Source organism: Mesorhizobium sp. M2A.F.Ca.ET.067.02.1.1, assembly GCF_004023285.1.
Lineage (GTDB): Bacteria > Pseudomonadota > Alphaproteobacteria > Rhizobiales > Rhizobiaceae > Mesorhizobium.
Genome location: NZ_RZSB01000356.1, coordinates 1 through 6,018, shown reverse-complemented (window position 1 = coordinate 6,018; position 6,018 = coordinate 1). Strand labels below are relative to the sequence as shown.

The window sequence follows — 6,018 nt, the reverse complement described above, 5'->3', positions numbered from 1 at the left end:
ACCATCGAGAATATCGGCGTCATCTTCGCCAGCCTCGGCCTTGCGCTGGCCTTCAAGGCAAACGGCATGCCGTCGGCGGCCGCGCTGGCCTTCACCGCGGCGCTCTTCCACGTGCTGAACCATTCCTTCTTCAAGAGTCTGCTGTTCTTCGGCGCCGGCGCCGTGCTGACAGCAACCGGCGAACGCGACATGGAGAAGCTGGGCGGCCTCATCCATCGCCTGCCGGTGACCAGCTTTGTCTTCCTCATCGGCTGCGTCTCGATCTCGGCGCTGCCGCCCTTCAACGGCTTTGCCTCGGAATGGCTGGTCTTCCAGGCCATATTGCGCAGCCCCGAGCTGCCGCAATGGGGGCTGAAGGTCATCGTGCCCGCGGTCGGCGGCATGCTGGCGCTGTCGGCCGCACTTGCCGCGGCCTGCTTCGTCAAGGCATTCGGCATCACCTTCCTTGGCCGGGCGCGGTCGGCGGCGGTGGAACGCGCCCACGAAGTCGATCGGTGGTCGCTGGCGGCGATGGCCGTGCTTGCCGCCTTCTGCCTGCTCGCCGGCATCCTGCCAGGCTTCGTCATCGACAGCCTGTCGACGGTGACGCTTCCGCTCGTCGGCGAGCGCATGCCGGTTCAGATGGCGCAGCCTTGGCTGTCGATCGTGCCGATCGCCGAGAGCCGCAGCTCCTATAACGGCCTGCTGGTGTTCGTCTTCATCACCATCTCGGCGTCGCTCGCGGCCTTCTTCATCCACCGCTTCGCCTCGCATGCGCTGCGCCGGGGCATCGCATGGGGGTGCGGCTTCCCGGATGAGGTGCCGGCCGCGCAATACACGGCCGTCAGCTTCGCTCAACCCATTCGCCGCGTCTTCGGCGGCTTCGCGTTCCGCTCGCGCGAGACGGTGGACATGCCGGCGCCGGGCGCGCTGGAGCCGGCGCGACTCAAGGTGGAGATGCACGATGTGGCCTGGGAGATCTTCTACCAGCCGATCACCGGCGCGATCGATTTCGCCACCGAGCGGCTGAACCACCTGCAGTTCCTGACCATCCGCCGCTATTTGACGCTGGTCTTCCTCTACCTCGTCATCCTGCTTCTGGTGCTCGCGCTATGGCCATAATCTCGCAACTGGCCGTGCAGGGCGCGCAGATGCTCGCGGTGCTTTTGCTGGCGCCGCTGCTGATCGGCTTCGTGCGCAAGGTGAAGGCAAGGCTGGTCAGGCGGCAGGGGCCCTCGCTGATCCAGCCCTATCGCGATCTCGTCAGGCTGATGCGCAAGGAGGTCGTGCTGGCGGACAATGCGTCCTGGCTGTTTCGGGTGACGCCCTACCTCATCTTCGCCGCGACGTGGGTCGCGGCGGCGCTCGTCCCGACCTTCGCCACCGGCCTCGAATTCAGCTGGACCGCCGACCTCATCGTCATCGTGGCGCTGCTCGGCAGCGCGCGCTTCTTCCAGGCGCTGGCGGGAATGGATGTCGGCACCAGCTTTGGCGGCCTCGGCGCCAGCCGCGAGGTGATGATCGCGTCGCTGGCCGAACCGGCGATGCTGCTCATCGTGTTCAGCCTGGCGCTGGTCGCCGGCGCCACGCAACTCTCGACGGTCGCCGCCTTCATGGGCTCTCCGCAAGTCGGGTTGCGGGTGTCGCTCGGCATGTCGCTGATTGCGCTCGTGATGGTGGCGATCGCCGAGAATGCCCGCATTCCGGTCGACAATCCGGCCACGCATCTGGAGCTCACCATGGTGCATGAGGCGATGATCCTGGAATATTCCGGCCGCCATCTGGCGATGATCGAGCTCGCCACCTTCCTCAAGCTGCTGCTCTACATGTCGCTGATCTCCTGCGTCTTCCTGCCCTGGGGGCTGGACAGCGGCGGGACCGGGCCGAAATCGCTGGCCATCGGCGCGGCCGCCTATCTCTGCAAGCTCGCGGTGCTCGCCATCCTGCTTGCCGTGTTCGAGACGGCGGTCGCCAAGATGCGTGTCTTCCGCGTGCCGGACTTCCTGGGCGCGGCGCTGATGCTGGCGCTGCTCGGAACGCTGTTGCTGTTCGTCTCGCGGAGCCTGTGATGAACGGTCTCACCTTCGACATCGCCCATCTGCTCGCCGGCAGCCTGGTGCTGATCTCCTTCATGATGCTCTATCAGGACCGGCTGTTCGCGCTGATCAACGTCTTTGCCCTGCACGCGATCGTGCTTGCACTCTCGGTGGCCTGGCAGGCCTATATCCAGGACGCGCATCATCTCTACATCACGGCGGCAATCGCGTTGGTCTTCAAGGCGATCGTCATTCCCGTCGGGCTGCATCGCATCATCCAGCGGCTCGGCATCCACCGCGACATCGAGACCGCGGTCGGCATCGGCCCGACCATGCTTGCCGGCATCGGGTTGGTGACGCTCTCCATGGTGCTGATGCTGCGGGTGACGCCGGAGGCCGACCCGCTCGCCCGCGAGGACCTGGCCTTCGCGCTGTCGATCATCCTGCTCGGCCTGCTGGTGATGGTCACCAGGCGCAATGCCGTCAGCCAGGTCGTCGGCTTCATGTCGCTGGAGAACGGGCTGGTGCTGGCCGCCACCGGCGCCAAGGGCATGCCGCTGGTGGTCGAGATCAGCGTCGCCTTCTCGATCCTGATCGCCTTCATCGTGATTGGCGTCTTCCTGTTCCGTATCCGCGAACGGTTCGATTCGGTCGATATCGGCGCGCTCGACGACTACCGGGGAGAACGCCGGTGAGCGGGTTTTCCTTCGACGCCGTGGCCGCGATCCTTTTCATCCCGGCAGGTGCCGCGGCCATCCTGGCGGCAATGCCGAACTATCGCATGACAGCGACCGTCAATGTCATTGCGAGCCTGCTCACCTTGCTCGCGGCGCTGTCGCTGTTCGTCACGGACCGGCCGGCGCCGGGACAATATCTGCTGGTCGACGACCTCAACATCGTCTTCATCGTGCTCAACACATTCGTCGGCTTCACCACCAGCGTGTTCAGCGCGTCCTATATCGCGCATGAGCTGGAAACCGGCCGGCTGACCGCGCCGAACCTGCGCTTCTACCACGCGATGTACCAGATCATGATGTTCGGCATGAACCTCGCCTTCGTGTCGAACAATATCGGCCTGATGTGGGTCGCGGTGGAGCTCGCCACGCTGACCACCGTGCTGATGGTCGGCATCTACCGCACGCATGAGGCGCTGGAGGCGGCGTGGAAATATTTCATCCTCGGCAGCGTCGGCATCGCGCTCGCGCTGTTCGGAACGATCCTCGTCTACATGGCGGCGCAGCCGGTCGTCGGCGAGGGCACCAACGCAATGGTCTGGTCGGTGCTGATCGAGAAGGCGGCGCGTTTCGATCCCGCGCTGCTCAGCGTCGCCTTCATCTTCCTGCTGCTCGGCTACGGCACCAAGGTCGGCCTTGCCCCCTTGCATGCCTGGCTGCCCGACGCCCATGCCGAGGGCCCGACGCCGATCTCGGCGGTGCTGTCGGGCCTGCTGCTCAATGTCGCGCTCTATGCCGTGCTGCGCTTCAAGCTGTTGCTCGCGGCGAGCCCGCAGGCGATCGGGCCGGGGCCGCTGATGGTCACGATGGGACTGACCTCGCTGATCTTCGCGGGCTTCATGCTCTACCGCCGCCGCGACATCAAACGCCTGTTCGCCTATTCCTCGATCGAGCATATGGGCATCATCGTCTTTGCCTTCGGCATGGGCGGCCCGCTCGCCAACTTCGCCGGCCTGTTGCACATGGTCATGCACAGCCTGACCAAATCGGCGATCTTCTTCGCCGTCGGCCATATCGCGCAGGTCAAGGGCACGCAGAAGATCTCCGAGATCAGGGGGCTGACCGAAAGCCATCCCGGACTTGGCTGGGCGCTGGTCATCGGCGTCGTGGCCATTGCCGGCCTGCCGCCGCTCGGCATCTTCATGAGCGAATTCCTGGTCGTCAGCTCGACTTTCGCCAGGCATCCGTGGCTGGCGATCCCGCTGGTGTTCGGGCTGCTCATCGCCTTCGGCGCGCTGCTGCTGCGGCTGACCGGCGTCGCCTTCGGCGAGCCGCGCGGCGGCATGGCGCCGGTCGAGGCGTCCTATGTGCCGATGTATTCGCACCTCGCCTTGGTGTTTGCCGCCGGCATCTATCTGCCGGCGCCGCTGGTGGCGTGGTTCCAGCATGTCGCCGGTATCCTGGGGTAGGCGCATGGTGAGGAAAAACATGCCCGCGCTTGCCGATCTCATCGAGGCAGACCGCCAGGTCGAACATCACGCGCCCTGGCGGCGCGGCGTCGTCGCTCCGAAGGCCTGGAACCTCGCCGTCGAGCAGCTCGTCGCCGGACGCTGGAGCCTGCTCGGCCTGTGGGGGGAGCCTGACAAGGTGCACATGGCGCTTCTCGACGAGGCGCAGACCATCGGCGTGATCAGCCTGGATTGCCGTGGCGGCCGTTACCCGTCGGTCGGCCAGCTCCATCCACCGGCGCTCCGGCTGGAACGCGCCGCAGCGGATCTTTTCGGGCTGGCGCCGCAAGGCCTGCCCGATACCCGCCGCTGGCTCGACCATGGCCAGTGGGGCATCAGCCACCCGCTGGCGGCGCGGCCCGGCGGGCCGGCGGCCGCGTCGTCCTACCGGTTCCTGGCGGCCGAGGGCGAGAGCCTCCATCAGATTCCTGTCGGGCCGGTGCATGCCGGCATCATCGAGCCGGGGCATTTCCGCTTCACGGCAGGCGGCGAAACCGTGGTGCGGCTGGAGGAGCGGCTGGGCTATGTGCACAAGGGCATCGAAGCGTTGATGCAGGGCGCATCGATCGATCGTGCCGCGAAACTCGCGGGCCGGACTTCAGGCGACAGCACTGTCGCCTATTCGCTGGCCTTCGCCCGCGCGGTGGAGGCGGCGCTCGGCATCACGCCGCCGGGGCGCGCGATCTGGCTGCGGGCGCTGATGGCCGAATTGGAGCGCCTCGCCAACCACCTCGGCGACATCGGCGCCATCTGCAACGACGCCGCCTTCGCGATCATGCACGCGCATTGCGGCGTGTTGCGCGAACGCGTGTTGCGCGCCGCCGATGCGGCCTTCGGCCACCGCCTGATGCGCGACCGCATCCTGCCCGGCGGCACGGCAAGCGACCTGAGCGAGGCGGGGACGGATGCCATCCGATCGCTGGTCGCGGAGATCAGGCGGCGCTTCCCGCATCTGGTCGAGCTCTACGACAACACCGCCTCGCTGCAGGACCGGACGGTGGCGACCGGCCGGCTCAAGGGCGAGCTTGCCCGGCAATATGCCGCCGGCGGCTATGTCGGCCGCGCCTCGGGCCGCGATTTCGATGCGCGCCGCAGCCCGGGTTACGCGCCCTATGACGAGCTCGCCTTCGATGTGCCGGTGCTGCAGGAGGGCGACGTCAACGCGCGCGTCTGGATCCGCGTGCGGGAGGTCGAGCAGAGCCTGTCGCTGGTGGAGCAGATTCTCGGGCGGCTGCCCGCCGGGCCAATCAGCGTCGATATCGCTGCACCGCAAGAGCCGCGCGAGGGCATGGCGCTGGTCGAGGGTTTTCGCGGCGACATACTGGTCTGGCTGCGCATCGGCGAGGACGGCCTGATCGAGCGCTGCCACCTGCGCGACCCTTCATGGTTCCAGTGGCCGCTCTTGGAGGCGACGATCGAGGGGAACATCGTCGCCGATTTCCCGCTCTGCAACAAATCGTTCAACTGCTCCTATTCCGGCCACGACCTGTAGAACCATGCGAAAACTGCTCTTCGAAAGCCTGATCCGCCCGCCCCTGACGGAACGCGCGCCGCAAGTCAGCAATGCTGCCGTCGACGAGCTGGCGCGCGCGCTTGACGGCATGGCGCGCCGGAAGCTCGGCCGGAGCCTGTCGATCCGTGCCGTCGATGCCGGCTCCTGCAATGGCTGCGAGCTCGAAATGCACGCGCTCAACAACGCCTTCTACGACATCGAGCGCTTCGGCTTCCGCTTCGTCGCCTCGCCGCGCCATGCCGACGTGCTGATGGTCACCGGGCCGGTGACCAAGAACATGCGCGAGGCGTTGAAGCGGACCTTTGAGG

Annotated in this window: 5 protein-coding genes and 1 pseudogene; all 6 read left to right on the top strand. The window is 66.6% G+C overall.

The genetic code is table 11. From position 1 onward, the window contains the following. On the top strand, positions 1–1,101 hold a 1,101-nt coding region (locus tag EOA28_RS21965; RefSeq protein ID WP_281060914.1), incomplete at its 5' end, for a proton-conducting transporter membrane subunit. Beyond that, entirely contained in the window at positions 1,092–2,048 is a 957-nt protein-coding gene (locus EOA28_RS21960; protein ID WP_127250018.1) for an NADH-quinone oxidoreductase subunit H, read from the top strand. The genes EOA28_RS21965 and EOA28_RS21960, both read left to right, overlap by 10 nt. Then, entirely contained in the window at positions 2,048–2,710 is a 663-nt protein-coding gene (locus tag EOA28_RS21955) for a hydrogenase-4 component E (protein ID WP_127250017.1), read from the top strand. The genes EOA28_RS21960 and EOA28_RS21955 overlap by 1 nt, the downstream gene beginning before the upstream one ends. Next, positions 2,707–4,158, top strand: coding sequence for a hydrogenase 4 subunit F (locus tag EOA28_RS21950; protein ID WP_127250016.1), 1,452 nt, complete (start codon positions 2,707–2,709; stop codon positions 4,156–4,158). The genes EOA28_RS21955 and EOA28_RS21950 overlap by 4 nt, the downstream gene beginning before the upstream one ends. Before the next feature lie 19 nt (positions 4,159–4,177). Continuing rightward, a complete protein-coding gene (locus tag EOA28_RS21945) occupies positions 4,178–5,689 on the top strand; it encodes an NADH-quinone oxidoreductase subunit C (RefSeq protein ID WP_127250028.1) in 1,512 nt (503 codons plus the stop codon). A gap of 4 nt (positions 5,690–5,693) precedes the next feature. Continuing rightward, a pseudogene (locus tag EOA28_RS21940) lies at positions 5,694–6,018 on the top strand (hydrogenase); the annotation flags it as partial.

Excerpts from the sequence above, each read along its gene's own strand:
- EOA28_RS21960 (WP_127250018.1), top strand. The coding sequence starts at position 1,092 with ATGGCCATAATCTCGCAACTGGCCGTGCAGGGCGCGCAGATGCTCGCG.
- EOA28_RS21955 (WP_127250017.1), top strand. The coding sequence starts at position 2,048 with ATGAACGGTCTCACCTTCGACATCGCCCATCTGCTCGCCGGCAGCCTG.
- EOA28_RS21945 (WP_127250028.1), top strand. The coding sequence starts at position 4,178 with ATGCCCGCGCTTGCCGATCTCATCGAGGCAGACCGCCAGGTCGAACAT.